Source organism: Nitratidesulfovibrio vulgaris str. Hildenborough (assembly GCF_000195755.1).
Taxonomy (GTDB): domain Bacteria; phylum Desulfobacterota; class Desulfovibrionia; order Desulfovibrionales; family Desulfovibrionaceae; genus Nitratidesulfovibrio; species Nitratidesulfovibrio vulgaris.
On record NC_002937.3, the window covers coordinates 3,298,686 to 3,317,359 of the forward strand.

Annotated in this window: 11 protein-coding genes; 6 read left to right on the top strand and 5 right to left on the bottom strand. The window is 65.2% G+C overall.

What is annotated here, in order from left to right; genetic code table 11:
- Window positions 1-319 precede the first annotated feature (319 nt).
- The 4 genes from malQ to rimO all read right to left on the bottom strand — a co-directional run bounded on the left by malQ (window position 320) and on the right by rimO (window position 6,154).
- Window positions 320-1,831, bottom strand: coding sequence for a 4-alpha-glucanotransferase (gene malQ / locus DVU_RS14800; protein WP_010940406.1), 1,512 nt, complete (start codon window positions 1,829-1,831; stop codon window positions 320-322).
- A gap of 208 nt (window positions 1,832-2,039) precedes the next feature.
- Entirely contained in the window at window positions 2,040-2,930 is an 891-nt protein-coding gene (sppA, locus tag DVU_RS14805; RefSeq protein ID WP_010940407.1) for a signal peptide peptidase SppA, read from the bottom strand.
- Window positions 2,914-4,647 (bottom strand): 30S ribosomal protein S1, encoded by a 1,734-nt coding sequence (locus DVU_RS14810; protein WP_010940408.1) that lies wholly within the window; start codon window positions 4,645-4,647, stop codon window positions 2,914-2,916. Before DVU_RS14810 ends, sppA begins: the two co-directional genes overlap by 17 nt.
- A gap of 214 nt (window positions 4,648-4,861) precedes the next feature.
- The gene (gene rimO / locus DVU_RS14815; RefSeq protein WP_010940409.1) at window positions 4,862-6,154 is read right to left on the bottom strand and encodes a 30S ribosomal protein S12 methylthiotransferase RimO; all 1,293 of its coding nucleotides are present in this window, start codon (window positions 6,152-6,154) and stop codon (window positions 4,862-4,864) included.
- Between the two features lie 78 nt (window positions 6,155-6,232).
- Here rimO and DVU_RS14820 point away from each other — a divergent pair, with 78 nt between their 5' ends.
- From DVU_RS14820 to DVU_RS14845, 6 genes are all read left to right on the top strand, one after another.
- The gene (locus DVU_RS14820; protein WP_010940410.1) at window positions 6,233-7,894 is read left to right on the top strand and encodes a two-component system sensor histidine kinase NtrB; all 1,662 of its coding nucleotides are present in this window, start codon (window positions 6,233-6,235) and stop codon (window positions 7,892-7,894) included.
- 551 nt (window positions 7,895-8,445) lie between these two features.
- Window positions 8,446-9,069, top strand: a complete 624-nt coding sequence (rdgB, locus tag DVU_RS14825; protein ID WP_010940412.1) for an RdgB/HAM1 family non-canonical purine NTP pyrophosphatase — start codon at window positions 8,446-8,448, stop codon at window positions 9,067-9,069.
- A 475-nt stretch (window positions 9,070-9,544) separates the two neighbouring features.
- Entirely contained in the window at window positions 9,545-12,436 is a 2,892-nt protein-coding gene (locus DVU_RS14830) for a bacteriohemerythrin (RefSeq protein ID WP_010940413.1), read from the top strand.
- 489 nt (window positions 12,437-12,925) lie between these two features.
- The gene (glmS, locus tag DVU_RS14835; RefSeq protein ID WP_010940414.1) at window positions 12,926-14,749 is read left to right on the top strand and encodes a glutamine--fructose-6-phosphate transaminase (isomerizing); all 1,824 of its coding nucleotides are present in this window, start codon (window positions 12,926-12,928) and stop codon (window positions 14,747-14,749) included.
- A gap of 288 nt (window positions 14,750-15,037) precedes the next feature.
- Entirely contained in the window at window positions 15,038-16,480 is a 1,443-nt protein-coding gene (locus DVU_RS14840; RefSeq protein WP_010940415.1) for an alpha/beta fold hydrolase, read from the top strand.
- Window positions 16,477-17,364: an MlaA family lipoprotein gene (locus DVU_RS14845; RefSeq protein ID WP_010940416.1), complete on the top strand. Its 888-nt coding sequence runs from the start codon at window positions 16,477-16,479 to the stop codon at window positions 17,362-17,364. Before DVU_RS14840 ends, DVU_RS14845 begins: the two co-directional genes overlap by 4 nt.
- 120 nt (window positions 17,365-17,484) lie before the next feature.
- Here DVU_RS14845 and DVU_RS14850 read toward each other — a convergent pair whose 3' ends face one another.
- Window positions 17,485-18,477, bottom strand: a complete 993-nt coding sequence (locus DVU_RS14850; RefSeq protein WP_010940417.1) for an NAD(P)H-dependent glycerol-3-phosphate dehydrogenase — start codon at window positions 18,475-18,477, stop codon at window positions 17,485-17,487.
- Window positions 18,478-18,674: the final 197 nt, after the last annotated feature.

The following is an 18,674-nucleotide window of genomic DNA, read 5'->3' on the forward strand; positions in this document are numbered from 1 at the left end:
TGGTGGAAAGGCCCTTCAGAAGGCACTGCACTCGCGGTCACGGCAGGCCCCTGTGCACATTCCGAAGCCTCGTCATGACGACATACCGGACGGCTTGCGCATGGGGTGCCGTGCCACCACATAGAGGCGACGCTGCAGGCGCGTGTGACCTGATGCCGCAGGCATCGGCACCATGCATCGACAACGGAAAGCGGGCAACACGAAACGCACAACAGAGAACGGGTGACGACGAACCGACAGGCCGAGTCATGCCGCCCTCCCCCGCCCGCTCACAAGACGGTGCAAACTATGCGCGCAGCATCCACGCGACCGGACGGCGTCAGCAACGTCCGTACAGGGCCGTCATCCTCGCCAGCGCCTCATAGCGTCGGAGTTCCATGTGTTCCGGCAGCATGCGCCATGACCAGTTGCCCTGCGGGATGGAGGGCATGTTCATGCGCGCCTCACCCCCAAGCCCGAGCACATCCTGCAACGGCAAGAGGCACAGCCCCGCCACGCTGCCCAGCGCCAGACGCTGCATGACCGTCGCCGCCCGGTCAGAGCCGACCTCGTGTCCGACATAGGTCTCGAAACGCCACCGGTCGCCGTCCGGCAAGGCGTCGAACCACGCCCGCGTGGGCGGGTTGTCGTGCGTCCCCGTATAGACCACCGAACGTTCCACATGCCGGAAGGGGATGTCAGGGTTGGATGCCGGGTCGCCGCCGAAGGCGAATTGCAGCACCTTCATGCCCGGCAGGGCGAAGGTGTCGCGCAATTCGCGCACATCCGGCGTGATGACGCCGAGGTCCTCCGCAATGAACGGCAAGCCCGGCAACGCCCGTGACAGCACGGAGAACAGTTCCATACCCGGCGCGCTGACCCAGCGACCGTTGATGGCTGTCGCCTCCTCCGCAGGAATCTCCCAGAAACCCGCGAAGCCTCGAAAATGGTCGATGCGCACCATGTCTGCCAAGGCAAGGTTGCGGCGCAGCCGGCGCACCCACCAGCGGTATCCGTCGGCCCTCAACGCATCCCAGTCGTACACCGGGTTTCCCCAGCGCTGCCCGGTCTCGCTGAAATAGTCGGGCGGCACCCCCGCCACGGTGACTGGTCGCAGGTCTTCACCCAGCTTGAAGAAGTGCGGCGCAGCCCACACGTCGGCACTGTCATAGGTGACATAGATGGGCACGTCACCGATGAGGCGCACCCCCGCATTGGCGGCGACGGCGCGAAGTTCACGCCATTGGCGATGGAAGAGATATTGCTCGAAGCGCACATAGTCCATCTCCACCGACTCGCTGGCGGCCCAGTGCCCCAGTGCCGCAGGGTCGCGCCTGCACAGCTTCTCGGGCCACTCGTCCCAGCTTGCGCCGGAATGGGCGGACTTGATGGATACGAAGGCCGCATAGTCGTCAAGCCAGTGGGCCTCGGCACGGCAGAAGTCACGGAAACCGCCATCAACGGCAAGGGCACCACGGTTGCGTTCGTAGGCGGCGCGCAAGACCCGGCGCCGGTGGCTGTCCACCGCCTCATAGTCGACACGCGAAAGTGCGCCGCCTTCGCTCACACCCCCCGGCAGGTCGCCGATATCGGCCCATGAGACCAGCCCTTCGTCGGCGAGACGTTCAAGGCTGATGAACAGCGGATTGCACGCAAAGGCCGAGGGACTCGAATAGGGTGAGTTGCCTATGAACGTCGATGTCGGATTGAGGGGGAGGAATTGCCAGCACGACTGGCCCGCCGACGCCAAGAGGCGCACGAAGGCATGGGCCGCAGGGCCGATGTCGCCGATGCCCCCGACGGATGGTAACGAGGAGAAATGCAGCAGGATGCCACTTGCGCGCACGCTCATGCCTGACCTCCGTGTGGTGTGCAATGGTACCATGGGTTCCGCACGGCGTCACCGAAGAGAGTCTTCGCAGACGGCGGTATTTTGCAAGGAGAACACGCCCAGGCGGTAGACGGCATGGAGGAGGACTGACTTGCCCGGAGCCCCCTGCCCGTGCCCGCCGGGTGACGGCGGTGACTTCGAAGCGTGCAGGACGCCCGGTGGCGCCAGGCTAGTAATACAGGAAGGCGGGCTGGCCCATGTTCTGCGGCGGGGCGATGCCGAGTGCCGATTCGAGCACCTCGCGCACCCACGACCGTTCCTTGGGCGGTTCGATGAACACGGGCTTTTCACCCTTGAGGTCCACAAGGGCAAGCAGCACGTCCATGGCTGCGGCTTCGCTGCCAAGCTTGTCCACCAGCCCCAGTTCAAGTGCCTGCGACCCGGTGAGGATGCGCCCGTCGGCGAAACTGCGCACCTTCTCGACCGGGATGTTGCGGTCTTCGGCAATCATGCTCACGAATTGACCGTACATCTCCATGATGATGCTCTGAAAGTAGGCGCGTTCCGCTTCGGACATGGCGCGGAAGGGCGAACCGGCGTCCTTGAGGTCGCCGGAGACGAGCGTCTGCCGTGCCACGCCAATCTTGTCCATGAGTCCCTGCACGTTGGGCATCTCCATCTTCACGCCGATGGACCCCGTGATGGTGGCAGGGTTGGCGACGATGCGGGTGGCACCCGTGGAGACCATGAGCCCGCCAGATGCGGCAAGGCTGCCCATGGAGACGACGACGGGCTTGTCGGCAGCAAGCCGTTTCACGGCATCGTGCAATTCCTGCGAGGGGGCGACAGCCCCGCCGGGCGAGTCGACCCGCACCAGCACCCCGCGCACGGTGCGGTCTTCGGCAAGCTTGCGCATCCACTCCAGTGTCTTGCGTACATCGCCGATCATGCCTTCGATGCGCACGATGCCGATGCGCGGGCCCCCGAAGGAGCCAGCATCGGTCAAATGACGAAAGGTGGCCGTGGCCCCCGTAAAGAGGGCCACCGCCACCATGATGAGCAGGAATCCGAAGATGAACGGATGCCGCTGGCTGAAAGAGAGCCTAGTTGTCGGCTGCATCCTCTTCCAGCTTCAGCTTGAGGATATCGCCAAGGGTCTGACCGCCCACTTCGGGAGAACCGGAACGGAACTCCTTGGGCTTGCGACGCTCTTCCTCATCCTTGAGCTGCTTGATGGAGAGGCCGAGACGACGCTCTTCCGCGCTCACATGGATGACCTTGGCCTGGATCTCCTGACCTTCCTTGTAGATCTCGGAAGGAGATTTGATCTTCTTCTGGCTGATTTCGGAGACGTGGACGAGGCCTTCGATGCCCTCTTCCACTTCCACGAACAGGCCGAAGTCGGTGATGTTGGTCACGCTACCGGTGACGAGGGTGCCCACGGGGTAGGTGGCGGGCACACGGCTCCACGGGTCTTCGGCAAGCTGCTTCACGCCGAGGGTGAACTTCTCGTTCTCCTGATCGACGGTGAGCACCTTGGCCTGCACGACATCGCCGACCTTGTACATCTCGTTGGGATGACGGATCTTCTTGGTCCAGCTGATGTCGGACACGTGGATGAGGCCGTCGATGCCGTCTTCGATGCCGATGAACATGCCGAATTCGGTGATGTTCTTGATGACGCCCTCAAGGATGGTCCCTTCGGGGTACTTCTCGGCCACGACTTCCCAAGGATTGGGCTTGACCTGCTTCATGCCGAGGGAGATGCGCTTCTTGTCGGGGTCGACGCCGAGGATGACCACCTCGACTTCATCGCCCACGCGCACCATCTGCGAAGGATGACGCAGCTTGCGGGTCCAGGACATCTCGGAGATGTGCACCAGGCCTTCCACACCGGGTTCGAGTTCGACGAAGGCACCGTAGTCGACAAGGTTGGTGACCTTGCCCTGACCGCGCAGACCTTCGGGGAACTTGGCGGTGATGTCCTGCCACGGGTCGGCCACCAGCTGCTTCATGCCGAGGGAGACCTTCTGGCTGTCGCGGTCGAAGGAGAGAACCTTGAGTTCCAGTTCCTGACCGAGGGAGACCAGTTCCTTGGGATGACGGATGCGCTTCCACGACATGTCGGTGATGTGCAGCAGGCCGTCGAGACCGCCGAGGTCGACGAACACGCCGTACTCGGTGATGTTCTTCGCCTTGCCCTTGACCACCTGACCTTCTTCGAGGGTACGCAGAAGATCCTGACGCTTGGAGTCGCGTTCCTCTTCGAGGAGCACGCGGCGGGAAACGATGACGTTGCTGCGGCGGCGGTTGATCTTGAGAACGCGGAATTCGTATTCCTGGTTCACCAGCGCGTCCATGTCGGGCACGGGGCGCAGGTCGACGTGCGAGCCGGGCAGGAACGCTTCCACACCGCCGAGGTCGACGGTGTAGCCACCCTTGATGCGACGAACGATACGACCCTTGATGACGCCGTTCTTCTCCTGCACTTCTTCGAGCTGGTCGAAGAGCTGCATGCGCTTGGCCTTCTCGTAGGACAGGGTGATGGTGCCTTCCATCTCGTTCTTGCGAACGACGAAGACGTCTACCCGGTCGCCCACGCCGATGATCAGGTCGCCGTTGGCATCCCTGAATTCGTTGGCAGCGATCTGGCCTTCGGACTTGAAGTTCACGTCGACGAGAACGTAGTCGTCGCCGAGGCGGACGATCTCGCCCTTGACGATGGAACCTTCTTCAAGGTCGCCGAAGTCGGAGCTGAGGTAGTTCTCAAGGGCGCTTTCGAAGCTCATATCTGCGTCGAAAGCGTGATTTTCCATGGTTTCAGGGGTGGTTGCCATACGTTTCCTCCAACCAACAACAAAAATTTTCCTGCCCGTATCGAGCCGGATTTGTCTACATAGCAGAAAGCCCCTGCGAACACAACAGCAACCGCACCATTCACCGGCAACCCGCAACGAGGGGCGTCGGGCATACGGCATCTGTCATGTCCCGCCCCCCTGCACGCCCATCACGGGCCGCGGCAGTGTCACCACCGCGCAGCCGGACATGCCATCAGGCAAGGGCCACGAGGTCGTAGGTGCGGGTCTCAACGATGTCGGCCTCCACCAGCGCGCCGGGTTCGACGCCGGGGCCGCTCACGTAGGTGATGCCGTCTATCTCGGGGGCCTGGAACCACGTGCGCCCGGTGTGCAGTCCCGGCCACTCCTCGTGCGGGGCGTCCACGAGCACCTGCTGCCGTGTGCCTTCATGGACCGCGAGCAACTCTTCGCTTATCTCGGCCTGTACTTCCATGAGCGCATCGCGCCGCCACTCCTTCACCCTGTCCTCGACCTGTTCCGGCATCTCCGCAGCAGGAGTGCCCTCTTCGGCACGGTAGGCGAAGACGCCCATATGCGTGAAACGGGTCTCTTCCACGAAGCTGGTCAGCGCGGCGTAGTGTTCGTCGGTCTCGCCGGGGAACCCCACGATGAGGCTGGTGCGCAAGGCGGCGTCGGGGAAGAAGTCGCGCACCCGTTCCACCACGCGGCGCGGGTCGCGCGCGAAGGGCCGCCCCATGCGTGAGAGGATGTCGGGGTGTGCGTGCTGCAACGGCACGTCGAAATACGGCACCAGCGGTGCCCCGGCATCGCGCATGAAGCCGAGCAGTTCGCGCGTCAGCCCCGCCGGGTAAAGGTACATGAGCCGCAGCCGCGCAAGACCGGGCACGGGCAGCAGCCTCTCAAGCAACGTGGCGAGGCCGTGCGGGGCGCCGATGTCCTCACCCCATGCCGTCACGTCCTGCGCCACGAGAACGAGCTCGCGCACGCCTTGCGCCACAAGGTCGCGGGCCTCGCGTTCCAGCACGTCGGCAGGCGTGGAGCGATGTCCGCCCCGGATGGACGGGATGGTGCAGAACGAACAGTTATGGCGGCATCCGTCGCTTATCTTCAGCCACGCGTATGACGGCCCGGTGCTCAAGAGTCTGCCGGGAGTGACGGCTCCCTCCAGCTTGAGGGCATGCGCCAGCATGGCGGGCCATGCCGTGATGTCCTGATTGGGCAGCCATACGTCGACTTCCGGCAGTTCAGAGGCCAGTTCCTTGGCGCCGTAACGACCCACGAGACACCCGGCGACCGCCAGCAGAGGGCGCTTGCGCAACCCGGACAGGTCGTCGATGGTCTCGACGATGGTACGCACCGACTCCTCGACGGCGGGCAGGATGAAGCCGCAGGTGTTGATGAGCACCACGTCGGCACGTGACAGGTGCTCCACCGGCTGCACGGCGACGCCCAGCGAACCCAGGAGATGCTCGGTGTCGACCCTGTTCTTGGGGCAGCCGAGGCTTATGGAATAAACGCTTATCATATGTCGTTTTCCGGGCTAGGATGAAAGAAAGTACACATTCGGACGGACACCCTCAGGGCTCACCCGACGGAGGTACGCATGAACCGCTCAACCGGAACATCCCACGATCGCAGGCCCTTTCCGCTGGCGGTGGCAGGAACGGGCAGGCCACTCGGCCCCATGCTCACCTTCCTGCGCCGTAGGGATTTTACCGACGCATTCCCGTGGGTCAAGCTCGTTGCCGTCGTGCTTCCCCACGGAATGGACCTTCCGCCCATGCCGCTGGCCGAGGGACTACCCCGCTACGGCGACGCCGCCACCCTCTTCGCCAGCCACCCCGACCTGCGCCTCATCCTCGACCTCACCGACGACGGTTCGCTGACGGACGGGCTTCGTGCCAGCGCCCCCCCCGGGGTCTCGGTGGTGGGGCCGGACTCGGCACTGGTGCTGCTCGAGGTCATGGCCTCGGAAAGGATGTGCGGAAGCTGCAACGTCCAGTTGCAGCAGGCGCGCGACCTTTTCGCCACCCTCATCGACCAGGTCGATGAGGACATCCTGCTCATCGACACCGAAGGGCATATCCTCGACCTCAACCGCAACATCCTCGAACGCAAGGGAGGCACCAAGGACGACTGGGTCGGTGCATGCTGCAAGGAGATAGACGGCCCGGATTTCTGTGCCCCCCCTGAACGTGGCGGCTGCCCCTTCCGCGAGACCACCGCCACGGGGCGCAAGGCCGAACGCATCCACACCAAGGTCGACGAGGAGGGGCGCGTCCGCTACTTCCGCGTCTACACCTACCCCGTGCAGGACCAGAACGGGCGCCTCACCAGCATCATCGAGATGCGGCGCGACATCACCAACCGCACGAACATGGAACTGCGCCTTCAGCAATCCGAGAAGCTTGCCGCCATAGGCGAACTGGCCACCTACATCGCCCACGAGATACGCAACCCGCTCTTCGCCATCGGCGGCTTCGCCAACTCGCTGCTGCGCCTCCCCACGCTGGACGAGACCGCGCGGGGCAAGGTTCAGGTCATCCTCGAAGAATCGCGCAGACTCGACAACATCCTGCGCAGCATCCTCAACTTCGCGCGGCCCACCACCTCCAAGGCGGGCAAGGCCGACCTCAACGGTGTCGTGCGCCAGACACTGGAACTCATGGCCTTCGGCTTCGACACGCGGCGCATCACCAGTGAACTTGCCCTCGCCGCCGACCTGCCGCGTGTACGCGGCGACGCCGAACTCATCAAGCAGTGTCTCATCAACCTCGTCAAGAACGCACAGGAGGCCATGCCGGGTGGCGGAGTGCTCACCGTGCGCACCGGCATGACGCACAGCCATGTCTTCGTGACGGTGGAGGACTCCGGCGAAGGCATCCCCGCCGAGATGCACGAGCGCATCTTCAGCCCGTTCTTCAGCACCAAGGAGAAGGGGGCGGGCATCGGCCTCGCCATGACGCGCAAGATCGTCGAGGACATGGGCGGCAAGGTCGACCTCGTGAGCCACGTGGGCAAGGGCACGCGCATCACGCTCTTCCTGCCCCCCGTACTTGCCGTGCCGGAAGGCGAGACGCCCCCGCACGCGAACGGACCTGCCGGAGAGGACACCCCCGGAGAGACCGGCAGGCAGGGCTCCCCGTCAAGCCGGGATGCACAGACCTCGGAGACCGCGACGTCGGGCACGCCCCCCCCGCCGGAGACCGCCTCCGCCCCCGCATCGTCGGCGACGTCGCCCTGTCCGTTCGCACGCAAGGATTGAGGCATGGAGGCCCTCAAGATAGTGTGGGAGTCTCTCTCGCCGGGAACTCCAACAGGACGCACCTAGCCCCGCCATGGGGCTGGTCGCCTCACCGGACAGGCCGCCGGCAGACACACCACAGGCCGCGCACCCTATTGTCCTTGAGGCCATTGGGCCGGGTGCATGGGCGCGTGGGATGTACACCGGAGCAGGGACAGAATGCCCCCCTGTCCGTGCACAGTCCAACGCCCTCTTTTCCGTCGTCCTTCTTCCGTCGCCCCATTGCCGGTCTTGGGTCGCGGGTCGTGGGGCGCACGTGTGGAGTCCTGCGCCAAGCATGCATACCGCGGGTCAGCTTCCCCAGCCAAGCACACACGCGCACCGCAGAGGGGGCGGGCATAGCCCCGGTCACGCACCGCGACACGGCGCCCCCCCACGTCTTGCCCCCCGCAGCACATGGGGTTACCACGCAAGGGTGCCCACGATGTGCGGCGCAAGGCCACTGAAACGCGCCTCCCACCCCAAACCTCGACCGCACCCGCACACGGCGTGCGCCAGTCCAAGGACGCTTCATGACCAAGGCTACCATCGTGCTCGCCACCCGCAACGCAGGCAAGGTCGCTGAACTCGCCGACGCCCTGCGTGCCTACGGGCTCGACGTACTCGGCCTCGACGCCTTTCCGCAGGTGGGCGAGATAGAGGAGACGGGCACCACCTTCGAGGAGAACGCCCTGCTGAAGGCACGTGCCGTGGCGGAAGCCACCGGACATGTCGCCGTGGCGGACGATTCCGGCCTCGAGGTCGACGCGCTGGAAAGACGCCCCGGCGTCTATTCCGCACGGTATTCCGACGACACGCCCGACCTCCCCGGCGACACGCGCGATGCCCGCAACAACGCCAAGCTGCTGCTTGAACTCGACGGCGTGCCCGCCGAACGGCGCACGGCACGTTTCCGTTGTGTCATGGCAGCCTGCACGCCCGACGGACGACATGTCTTCGCCGAAGGTGCGTGGGAAGGCCACATCGCCCTCGCCCCGGAAGGCGACAACGGCTTCGGCTACGACCCGCTGTTCATCGACCCGCAGTCAGGCCTCCACTCGGCGCAGCTTTCACGCGACGAGAAGAACGCCCGCAGCCATCGCGGCAAGGCGCTACGACGTCTCCTCGAACTGTGGCCCGCCTTCTGGCGCGGCTGATACCTTTCCCCTGAATGCCATGGGGCCGTCGCCGCGTCATGTGCGGTGGCGGCCCTTCATCCTCGGACATGCGGGCAGCCCGCGGCCTCCTGTTCTGCCCATGCCCGCCGTCCCTCATCACGAAGTCCGGCATCACGAAGTCCGGCACCATCAAGTCCCGCCGGGTCAGCGCATCCCGCCAGCGATCCCCTTCAAACAGCATCCCGCCAGCGAGAATGCGCAGTGCCCCGGCAACGCGCACCACCACAAGTCACGTTCACTCTGCACACGACACCGCACGCACCCCGCGCCTTGCCGCGGCGGCCCATGCCCCACCCCTTCCTGCGTGTATTTCCCGCATGGGCGCAACCTATCATTGGTCGCCCCAAACCTGCGGTGCTATGATGCCAATCCACACCCCGTCCCGGCGTACCGCCCGACCACCGCGCACACCTGCGAGGCGGTGCGACCGTAACCCCGCATGGGGAGGAACACGATGACACTCAAGCGCAAGCTCATGGTCGGATTCATCCTTGCCCTGTTCGTGACCTGCACTCTCATAGCCGGAGTCAACTGGTACTTCGCCCACGACGGCATGAACGGCATCGGCGACACTGCAGTGGAAGCCATGAAGGACAGGGCACGCGGGCAGCTTGAGAGCATTCGCAGCGCCAAGGCCCTGCACATCGAAGACCTGTTCCAACGCATCCGCAACCAGACACGCACGCTGGCAGAGAGTCTCACCGTCCGTGAGGCCGCAACGACACTGAGTGCGGCCTATTTCACGGTGCAAGGCGAGACCACTGGCGCGCTCGACGCCAAGGCACTGCGAGGCAAGCTGACCGAGGACTATGCCGGGGCGAACTATCTCGCCAACCCGACCTTCGCCACCCATGCCCGCACCGCGAAGGGCTACGCCCCCCGTCCTGCGGAAACGTACCTGCCGAAAGATGCCAACGGCATCATCCTGCAGGCGATGTACGTGCACCCTTCGGGCAACCCCAACCCGCTGGGCGAAAAGCACCGCCTCGACGCCAACCCGCTGGCGTCCACCTACAACACCCTGCACCGCAAGTACCATCCCATACTGCGCAACTATCTGACGACGTTCGGCTACTACGACATCTTCATCATCGATGCCGCCAGCGGCGTCATCGTCTATACGGTCTTCAAGGAGAAGGACTACGCCACCTCACTGCTGACGGGCCCCTACCGCGACACGGGGCTGGGCGCGGTCTTTCGCGAGGCGGTGGAGAACGGACGCAAGGGACGGCGCGACGCCGTATCCATCTCCGACTTCGCCCCCTACGAACCCAGCTACAACGCTCCGGCGGCCTTCATAGCAGCACCGGTCTTCGACGACCGGGGAACATGCCAGGCCGTGCTGGCCTTCCAGATGCCCGTGGACAACATCGACCGCATCATGACCTCGAACGGACGCTGGCAGGAGGTGGGGCTTGGCACCACGGGTGAGACCTACCTCGTGGGCCCCGACATGCACCCGCGTTCGAAGCTGCGCGCCGCCTCCGGGGCATCGGACGAGGTCGTCGTCGACAGCGAGGCGGCACGCAAGGCCCTCGGTGGCGAGTCGGGCACGGCCACCATCAGGGACTACCGCGGCAAGAACGTCCTCGCGGCATGGCAGCCACTGCGTCTGGAAGGTCTCCACTACGGCCTCATCGCCGAAATCGACATCGACGAGGCCCTCCTTGCCGCCAGCAAGATAACCGCCGCACGACAGGGTGCCGAAGCGCGCACGCTCTGGGGCACGCTACTGGTGCTCGCCCTCGGCACGCTGCTCGGGTCGGGCATCGCCATAGCGCTGGTGGGCGCTCTCTCCAGACCGCTTCAACGGCTACAGGTCTACGCGGGAGACGTGGCCGCGGGCAACCTCGACGCGCGCCCCGAAGGGCAGTACCCGGCCGAACTCGACGCCATGCGCCACTCCATCGAGAGCATGGTGCAGAACCTGCGTATGCGCATCCATGAGGCTGACGCCAAGGGCATGGAAGCCGCCGACAGCGCACAGGCGGCACAGGCCGCGCTGGACAAGGCCCGGGCATCCGAAACCCGCATCAAGGGCCTCATGGAACGCATGACCGGGGCGGCAGGCAAGGCCCGCAGCGTGTCGGAACACGTCTCACGTTCCATCAACGACCTCACCGCGCAGGTGCACACCATCACGCAGGGCGTCGAGACGCAGCGCCACCGCATGGACGACACGGCGCAAGCCATGGATACCATGCGCACCATGGTCTCCGATGTGGCTGACAATGCCCGGCGGGCGGCGGAACAGGCCGACCTTTCACGTGGGCACGCGCAGCAGGGCGCCTCGGGAGTGGGCGAGGCCGTGGCCTCCATCGGTCAGGTCCGCGAACGCATCGAACGCCTCAACACCGCCATGGCCCGCCTCGGTGAAGAGGCCGACAGCATCGGCAAGGTCATGTCCGTCATCTCCGACATCGCCGACCAGACCAACCTGCTGGCCCTCAACGCAGCCATCGAGGCGGCAAGGGCGGGGGACGCCGGGCGCGGGTTCGCCGTGGTGGCCGACGAAGTGCGCAAACTCGCAGAGAAGACCATGCAGGCGACAGGCGAGGTCGGCAGTGCCGTCACGCGCATACAGACCCACACCCGAGACAACATCGCCGCCGTTGAGACAGCCATGCGCGAAGCCACAGCGTCGGCGGACGCGGCGACGGCATCGGGCCGGGTCATGGACGACATCGTCTCCCGCGTGGACGAGACGGCGGGCATGGTGCAGTCCATCGCCGCAGCCAGCGACCAGCAGGCCGCGGCCGCGACCATGGTGGGGCGCAACGTGGAGGAGGTGAACGCCATCGCAGGTGACACGGCCGCCTCCATGAGCCACTTCGCAGGCACACTGGAGGACATCTTCTCGCAAGTACAGGAACTGTTCTCCATGATCGAGGTCATCAGCACCGGCGAAGAGGGGGTATCGGTACTGGCCGATACGGGTGACGCGGATGTGCTCGTGAAATGGTCCGAAGACCTCGCCAACCTGCCGAGCATCGATACGCAGCACAAGCGTCTCGTGGACTACATCAACGACCTCTACCGGGCCGCACGACGCAGGGACATGGACAAGGCACGGGAGGTGTTCGACGCGCTCAAGAACTACGCCGTGGAGCATTTCGGGTACGAGGAGAGGCTCTTCGCAGACTATGCCTACCCCGAAGCGACACGTCACAAGGAGATACATCGCCGCTTCGTCGAGACCGTTCTCAAATGGGAGAAGCAACTGGCTGCCGGAGACCCGGAGGTGGTGATGACCACACTGCGCGGACTCGTCGACTGGCTGGTGAACCATATCATGAAGGAGGACAAGAAGTACGAGGCGTACTTGCGCGAACGCGGAGTCTCCTGACGCGCACCCCACGAAAACCCTGCGCACCGCTGGACCTTCGGCGGGCACGGGAGGCCATGGCGATGAACATGCCGAAGGGCTTGCGGGGGGACTTGCGGACGGGACATGAGGACTGCGCGGGCGAGCTGGAACGCCCCCCCATGACACGCAGGCAAGTCGGGCCGAGTCAAATCGGGACGGTCGGGCCTGACGGGCCTGACGGGGCTGCCGGGCCGAATCGGCAGGCCCTGGCCGCACAGCCAGACAGGGCCTTCAGGGCATTTCAGGATGCGGGGGGGGGGTGGCTGCAGGAGCGGGCACTCAGGGGCCTACATGCACGGGCCGGGCATGTAGCGTTCTCCGACACTGTTGCTACGGCGCGCCCTACCTGCTAAAGAGGCAGTCGCGGAGAAGGCGTGCGACACAGCGTCGCCGCCCCGCCAACCTCTACGGCCCGCGCCGCGCCACATACCGCGTGCGGGCGCCACGTCCTCCAAGGAGCTCTGGCCTATGTGCGGCATCATCGGCTACGCCGGTCATCGTCCCGCCGTTCCCGTCGTCATCGAAGGTTTGCGCCGTCTCGAATACCGCGGATACGACTCCGCAGGCGTCGCCTTCGTCCAGAATCGCGAACTCAATACCGTCCGGGCCGAGGGCAAGCTCGCGGCCCTCGAAGAGCGTCTCGCCGGATGTCCCAACACCGTGGCCACCACGGGCATGGGCCATACCCGCTGGGCCACCCACGGCGTACCGGCCGAACGCAACGCCCACCCCCACAAATCCAACGACGGTTCTCTCGCCATCGTCCACAACGGCATCATCGAGAACTATCAGGAGCTGAAGAACGACCTGCTCGCCAAGGGCTACGTCTTCCACTCCGAGACCGACACCGAAGTGCTGGCGAACCTCATCGCCGAGGGGCGCAAGCATACAGCCACCACGCTCGACGCCTTCGCATGGGCGCTGCGGCAGGCCCACGGAGCCTACGCCGTGGCCCTCACCACCCCCGAAGAACCCGACGTGCTCTACGCCGCCCGTCTTTCGGCACCGCTCATCCTCGGTGTCGGCACGGGTGAGAACTTCGTGGCCTCCGACATCCCCGCCTTCCTGCCCTACACCCGCGACGTGGTGTTCCTCGAAGACGGCGAACTTGTCCGCCTCGACGCCCATTCGTGGAAGGTCATGCGCATCGCCGACCTCTCTGCGGTCGACAAGCCCGTCCACCACATCCAGTGGGACATGCAGGCCGCCCAGAAGGGTGGCTACAAGCATTTCATGCTCAAGGAGATCTTCGAGCAGCCCAAGGTCGTCACCGACTGCCTCGCCGGCCGCGTGGACTGGGCCCGCGAAGAGGTGACCCTGCCTGAACTCGCCGCCCTACCCGTGCCGAAGCGCCTGCACATCGTGGCCTGCGGCACCTCGCTGCACGCAGGCATGTGGGGCAAGCACCTGCTCGAGAGCTGGGCCAAGGTGCCGGTGAGCGTGGAGATTGCCTCCGAATTCCGCTACCGCGACATCCTCCTCGACCCCGAAGACATGGTGCTCGTCATCAGCCAGTCGGGCGAGACCGCCGACACGCTGGCGGGCCTTCGCATCGCCCGCGAGAAGGGTGTGAAGGTGGCGGGCCTGTGCAACGTGGTGGGGTCGTCCATCGCCCGTGAGGCCGATGCGGTCATCTACACGCAGGCGGGGCCCGAAATCAGCGTGGCATCCACCAAGGCCATGTGCAGCCAGATGGTGCTGCTCACCCTGCTGGCCCTCTACTGGGGCCGCCGCAAGGCCACGCTCGCCGACGATGTGCGCCACGAGGCCCTCTCCGCCCTGCGCAAGCTACCGGGGCAACTCGAGAGTGCGCTCCCCGGCATGCGTGACGAGGCGCAGCAACTGGCCCGCACCTACTCCAAGGCGCGCAGCTTCTTCTACCTCGGCCGTGGGCACTGCTTTCCGCTGGCCCTCGAAGGTGCCCTCAAGCTCAAGGAAATCTCCTACATCCACGCCGAGGGCTATGCCTCCGGCGAGATGAAGCACGGCCCCATCGCCCTCATCGACCCGGAGTTCCCCACCTTTGCCCTCGCCCTCGCCGACGACCTCTTCCCCAAGGTGAAGTCGAACATCGAAGAGGTGCAGGCACGACGCGGCAAGGTCATCGCCCTGACCAACCCCGGTGTGGAAGTGCGCGTCGACAATCCGTGGGTGGTGCCCGCCGCATGGGGCCCGCTGGCGGCCTTCATCGCCTTGCCCGCCCTCCAGCTTTTCAGCTACGAGGCGGCAGACTACCTCGGCAAGGACGTCGACCAGCCTCGCAACCTCGCCAAGAGCGTGACGGTGGAATGATCCTGCGTCTGACCTGATGCCAAGGGGCCGTGGTGAACCAGTTCGCCACGGCCCTTCTTGCTGGGACATCGTGGCATCGGGCACAGGCGCGACCTGCGCCATGATGCGGGCATAGGCCGGTCTGTGCCAGACCTCGACCCCGTGGTCATGCCTCACCACGCAACGGTCTGCAGGAGGCACCCCCGGGACATCCCCTGCGGCAAAGATGTACCCGCCCTGCCACCCCGGACTGGCGCGAATCCGCGGAAAAAGCTACCAAGGTGCAACACCCGAAACCGGATACGAACCATGAAGCCTGCCCAGAATCATCACGCCGTACGACAGCCCGTCCCGGCTGGCCCGGCTGGCCCAGTCCGCCCGAGAGGACTGGCACTCCACCTCCTTGTCGTACTTCTGCTCTGCGCCGTCGCGCCATTCACCCATGGAGATGAAGCCCTTGCCGGTGTCTCCGCCGCAACTGACGGCACAGCCTACGCTTTCCCGGAAGCCGACCCGCTGCGGGCCACCGTCTTCGGCACCCCTCCGGGCCTCCAGCACCAGACGCGTCTGCCCGCCCATGACGTGCGACGTGAAGTCCGCATCGAAGGTCGCGAAGTTCCTGACATCTTCTGGTACGACAGGTCGTTGCGCTACACCCTGGCCCTCCAGCGCGGCCCCGCACCGCTGGTCTTCATCATCGCGGGCACAGGGGCTGGCGACAACGCGGGCAAGATGCGCTTTCTCACCCGCCTCTTCCACGACGCGGGCTATCACTGCGTGGCCCTGCCGTCGCCCACGCATATGAACTTCATGGTCAGCATGTCGCACACCCGCGTGGCAGGCTACGTTCCCGACGACGTGGCCGACCTCTACCGCGTCATGCGCTGGATGCTGGAGGAGGTCCGCAGCCGCGTCGAGGTCACGGGCACAGCCGTCACGGGCTACAGCCTCGGCGGACTTCATGCGGCCTACCTCGCGAAGATGGATGAGGAACGGGGCGACTTCGGCTTTCGGCGCGTACTGATGATCAACCCGCCCGCAAGCCTCTTCGACTCCGCCTCGCGCTTCGACGCATGGCTGTCGCCCGAGGCTCTCGGCGGCACATCGGCAGACCTCTTCGACCGCTTCTTCGACCAGTTCGCGGACTTCTATCGCAAGAGCGAGCGCGTCGGTTTCGACGACGAGTTCCTCTACCGGTTCTCGCAGAAGGTGGAGGCCTCCCCCACCGAGATGCGCGGCGTCATCGGCCTCTCTTTCCGCCTCACCGCCGCCACCATGATCTTCACCTCTGACGCGCTGCACCGTTCCGGCTATGTCATCCCCAAGGATGCACAGCCCGGCCCCTTCGACGACCTCATGCCCTATTTCAAGGCGGCGGCAGGACTCGGGTTCACCACCTACCTCGACGAGTACATGCTGCCCTTCCTGCTGCAACGGCAGCCCGACCTCACGCGCGAGGCGGTCATCCGGGCATGCAGCCTCGAACCCATCACCGGATTCCTTGCCCATAGCCCCAAGATACGAGCCATCGGCAACGCCGACGACCCCATCCTCACCGCAGGCAATCTCGCCTATCTCAAGAGCACTCTCGGTGACAGGCTCACCCTGTTCCCCACGGGCGGGCATTGCGGCAACCTGAACTACGGCCCGTTCGCCACCCGCATGGTCGACCTCATGAACGCGGAGTACGGCAACCCCCGGGCGAGTGGAACAGCCATGAACTCCGGACTCGCAGACGGAGGTGCACGATGACCGCGTGGACACCTTCGGCCCTTCCAGCCACCCCCTCGGCGCAGGACGCCGTAGTGCGCCCCGCAGCCCGCCATCTCCTGTCGCGCCTCGTCCTGACGCACCTCGTCCGGGGGCTGACCATCGCCATGCTCGCAGCAGGCCTTGCCGGATGCGCCGCCACCATGGAGAACCCTGCCGGGGCCGCCCCGCCACCGCCCTTCACGGCGCCCGTGACGCACGCCCCGGAACATAAGGCCCCACCGCGCGACGCCGCCACGCAGGTCGAACGCGACGACCCCCTCGAGGCCTACAACCGTCGCATGTACGCCTTCAACGCGCGACTCGACAGATACGTGTTCCTGCCCGTGGTCGACCTGTACGAGACGGTGGTCCCGCAACCCTTCCGCAACGGCATCGGCAACGTCTTCGACAACGTGGGCGAGATACCCACCTTCGCCAACTGCCTGTTGCAGGGGCGTTTCGACAAGAGCGCCATCACGCTGGGACGCTTCGCGCTCAACACCACCTTCGGTCTTCTGGGGCTGTTCGATGTCGCGGAAGGTGCCGGTCTCTATGCACAGGACGAGGACTTCGGCCAGACCCTCGGGGTATGGGGCGTGCCTGCGGGACCCTATGTCATACTCCCCGTACTCGGCCCCTCCACGGTGCGAGACACGGCGGGCTACGCCGGTGACTTCGGCTTGCGCTACATGGTCTACGACACGCTGTACGAAGAGACGGGCAACGCCGATGCCACCGCGTTGCGATGGGGTGTCACCGCGCTTGAAGCCGTCGACACGCGTTCGCGCATCCCCTTGCGCTACTACGATGCGGGAACGCCTTTCGAGTACGAATGGCTGCGCTTCCTGTACCTTGAGAAACGCAAGGCCGACATCGCGCGCTGACCGTCCAGTCTGCACACCAATGTTTAGAGACAGCAGGGCGCGTCACCGCAAGGAGACGCGCCCTGAATACGACCTGACATCGAAAACCTTCCGGAAGCCTTCCGGACGCCATTCGACTCCTTACTCTTCGCGAAGCTCGCGTGTCATGAGTTCCTGCACCATGTCACGAGGGTCGCGCCCGTCATGCAGCACGGCGTACATGGCCTGTGTGATGGGCAGGTCGACACCTTCACGCTGCGCCAACTCGTACACAGCCTCGGTTGTCTTCACGCCTTCGGCCACCATGCCCATGCCCGCGACGATGGCATCGAGCCCCTGCCCTTCGGCAAGACGAAGCCCCACCTGCCGGTTGCGCGACAGGTCACCCGTACAGGTGAGCACGAGGTCACCAAGCCCCGAAAGCCCCATGAACGTCGACCCCCGCGCCCCGAGTGCGACGCCAAGCCGTCCCATCTCCGCAAGTCCTCGGGTGATGAGTCCGGCGCGCGCGTTGCTGCCGAAGCCGAGGCCGTCGGAAAGGCCTGCGGCGATGGCGATGACGTTCTTGACCGCCCCGCCGAGTTCGACACCGCGAACATCGGTGCACGAGTAGGTGCGGAACGTCGGGGTGGAGAACACCTCACGCAAGGTGCCGCCAAGGTCGCGGTCTGCACAGCCGAGCACCACGGCGGTGGGCATTCCGGCAACGACCTCCGCGGCGAACGAAGGGCCGGAGATGACAGCGTAGCGGGGTGCCAACCCCGCAAGCTCGTCTTCGACCATCTCGCCCACGGTGCGCAGACCGTCCGTCTCTATGCCCTTGCTGGCGCTGACCACCACCATGCCGGTCTTCAGCCGTGGGCGAAGACTGCGCAGCACTGTGCGGGTCTGCTGGCAGGGCACGACGGAAAGCAGGATGTCCGCCCCCTCAAGAGCCTCACCCGCGTCACAGGTGGCCCGTAGCGCCTCATGCAGGTGCAGCCCCTTGAGATAGCGAGGATTCTCATGGTCGCGGTTCACGCCTTCGACCACAGCGGGGTCGCGCACCCACAGGCGCACGTCCTCGCCCTTTCCCGCCAGTAGATGCGCAAGGGCCGTGCCCCAGCTACCACCGCCCAGTACAGCTATCTTCATCGTCACTCCTCACGCGCCGCGAGTTGCAGGATGCAGGGGCGCGCCGTCACGCATACGGCAAAGCAGCCCCGTCCTCAACCACCGGCGAAAGACACGGCAAAAGATATCCGATGCGCCCCCGCCCCCCGAACTACAACGCAAAACCGTTGACTCGAAGACAGAACCCGGTGCACGATATGGAGATTTCATTCGCTGGT